This window comes from Aeromonas enteropelogenes (genome assembly GCF_000819845.1).
GTDB lineage: Bacteria > Pseudomonadota > Gammaproteobacteria > Enterobacterales > Aeromonadaceae > Aeromonas > Aeromonas enteropelogenes.
This window is the reverse complement of the sequence record NZ_CDCG01000030.1, coordinates 1-2,630: the sequence shown is the minus strand read 5'-3', so window position 1 is coordinate 2,630 and position 2,630 is coordinate 1. Positions and strand designations below refer to the sequence as shown.

Below are 2,630 nucleotides of genomic sequence, written 5' to 3'. Positions count from 1 at the left end.
GCTGAATACCCTGGGCCTACTTGTCAGAAAGCCTCGAGTGTAGCGGTTATCCAGAGCTAGGGAAGTCATGACTTGCTGGCTGATTTGGGCAACAACGCCCTGGTGATGCGCAAGGAAGGGCTGGCGCACTGGAAGAAGATATCGGGGTATCACCGTCGCTCGCTGGCAGAGACGGCGATGTATCGCTTCAAGCAGTTGCTGGCGGGGAAAATCAGTCTGCGTAACTACAATGGCCAGGTGGGAGAAGTCATGGCGTATGTCAGCGCCATAAACAAACTGAATACCCTGGAACTACCTGTCAGACAGCCCCGAGTGTAGCGGTCACCTGGGGCTGGCGAAGTCATGACTTGCTGGCTGATTTGGGAAACAACGCCGGGCCATGCCGAACGCTGGTACACTGCCGGAAACAGAAATTTAGCGCTGTGACTGGTCCTGCTACCACGATTAACAAAAAGGTGGGTGTCCAGTTTTTCGTTTCCCGACCTAGCTAACCTAGGCACAGCCAAACGGCTCAATAAGCTCTATCAACCGACCAAATACCTGATATCAGCAGACCATCGAATGAATTTTCCGTGGCCTGCCTTCATCCATAATGTTAAAGTAACGCATTAAATGTCACTGAAGGTTTATTTATGTTCGGCCCTATATCACCAACAATATATAATGTGCTTGTATATATCGCAATTAGCATTAGTGCATCAGTTTTCATATCTCATATAATCTACCATTACAACAATGTTAGAGACAATATAGAAACTCCTTCTATAAATCACAAACAAGCCATTCATAAATACATATTGTTTTATATTGTGATGGCATGCTTAGTAGTTTGTTGGTCATGGATTGCATTTTCGCCAATTAGCATCGGGCATCTTGATGAAATATCATATTTAAATGAACCTATTAATCCACAGATATGGAATGGACGATTTTTCCCTCTCGGCCACTTAGAGTTCAATTACTTATATCCATCAATGTTTGGGGGAGAGCTATGGCCATTGTACATTCTTCCATTTTGTCAGTTGGTGGTTTTCATTTGGTGCGTGGATTATATAATAAAGCCAGCCAACATATATGTAAGAATGTTTGCCATCTGTTTAACCTATTGGCTTTCAGCTAGCATTCCAATGGTAAACTTGGTTATCCCTGAACGAAATGCTATATTTTTTCTGTTGATTGCTCTCTGTTTCTTAAAGAAATACTCAGCCCACGCCAATATAATAGCATTGTATGGCTCCGTGATTGCATTCGGGTTATCCTTATACTATAAGGAGCCTATGTTTTCCTTTGCTATTGCGTTTGCCGTTACACATTGGTTCTACAATGTCTTACGACACGAAAAATGTATTAATCTTAAATTAGGACACAATGTAGCTGCTGAGGCTGGAATTTTTCTATCAGGATTGTTTTTTTTACTAGGATATTACCTTTTCGTATTGGCAGGCCCAGCACAAAGTTCAACATATATGAATATATCGGTTAAACCGAACGTAGCCGAATATATTTCAAGAGCTTGGTTCTTCACATGGAAACGACCATTTTTATCCATCCTTGTAATAAATGCAATTATATCACATACCTACATCAATAAATCGTCCCAAGATAGAGCATTATCAATGGGTTTGATAGCAGGAGGCACTGCTTATCTTGCTGCTTTAGCCACTTTAAACATGCCAGTAAATGGCTATTATTATGCTATTCCACTCCTATCAATCTCTCTATCATTTTTTATTTGCGTAAAACATCTTTTAAAAATAAAATCATTCGCGGTTTTAGCTTTATCGTCTATTGTGTTTATTACCGTTGTTGTTTTACAGTCAAAAAACTTAAAAGAAGACATTTTTTTAAGAAAAAACACTCAAAACGAGTTTTTGTTTATAAGCAAAGCTATAGATGACAACCGCAATGTAAAAAACATTTACTTTGCAATAGATGATAAATCTGATCCATATCCAGACTACAGCACGACAATCCTTGAACTCTATCTGTATAAGTTTAAAGGCATGGGGGCATTTAACATCACAAGTAAAAGTGGCTGCTATCCATGGAATGAGTATAAAAACGACAATAAAATACACTGTATCAAAAAAGATTTTTCGATGACGGATAAATATGACCTTATCATCGTTGAAAATGATGTCATTTCAGTGGAAAAAGAAAGCTCCATATACAGTGTATTTACGTCACCATTTTCTCTTAAAGAAAATGGGCATAAAAACAAACTGCATTTAATGTTAAACAAGACAGCAAAAAAATAACTGCTACGAACATGAAAAATTAAAAATGGGTATGCTTAGTTACTAGGCATGCCCATTATCATTTGTTCATGCCCAATATATAAATCTTTTCAATGATTACATACCTTAGTGCGAGAGTTTAAGTTCCGCAGAACTCGATTAAAACCAATCAATGTTACAGATGCCAACACTGTGGAACTAGCGAAACAGCGATGGCTACTCGAAGTGACCACGCCTATGTGTCTGCTCCCCTAAGGCCTGAAAGACTCTGACGGAAAATGAAAGTTCACAAAAAGGATCCAGACCCAGCTCGCGCCCAGTGCTGGCGCGGGGAGCAGATATCCTCCCTCAGTAGTTCACCGGCATGATTTTCAACGGCGTTGTTGCCCAAAT

General features: G+C 39.8%; 1 protein-coding gene and 1 pseudogene. Both read left to right on the top strand.

Annotation, left to right across the window (positions count from 1 at the left end):
- Positions 1-99: 99 nt before the first annotated feature.
- Positions 100-318: pseudogene (locus BN1123_RS11180) on the top strand (IS5/IS1182 family transposase); the annotation flags it as partial.
- A gap of 314 nt (positions 319-632) precedes the next feature.
- Positions 633-2,258 (top strand): hypothetical protein, encoded by a 1,626-nt coding sequence (locus BN1123_RS21390; protein WP_156130548.1) that lies wholly within the window; start codon positions 633-635, stop codon positions 2,256-2,258.
- Positions 2,259-2,630: the final 372 nt, after the last annotated feature.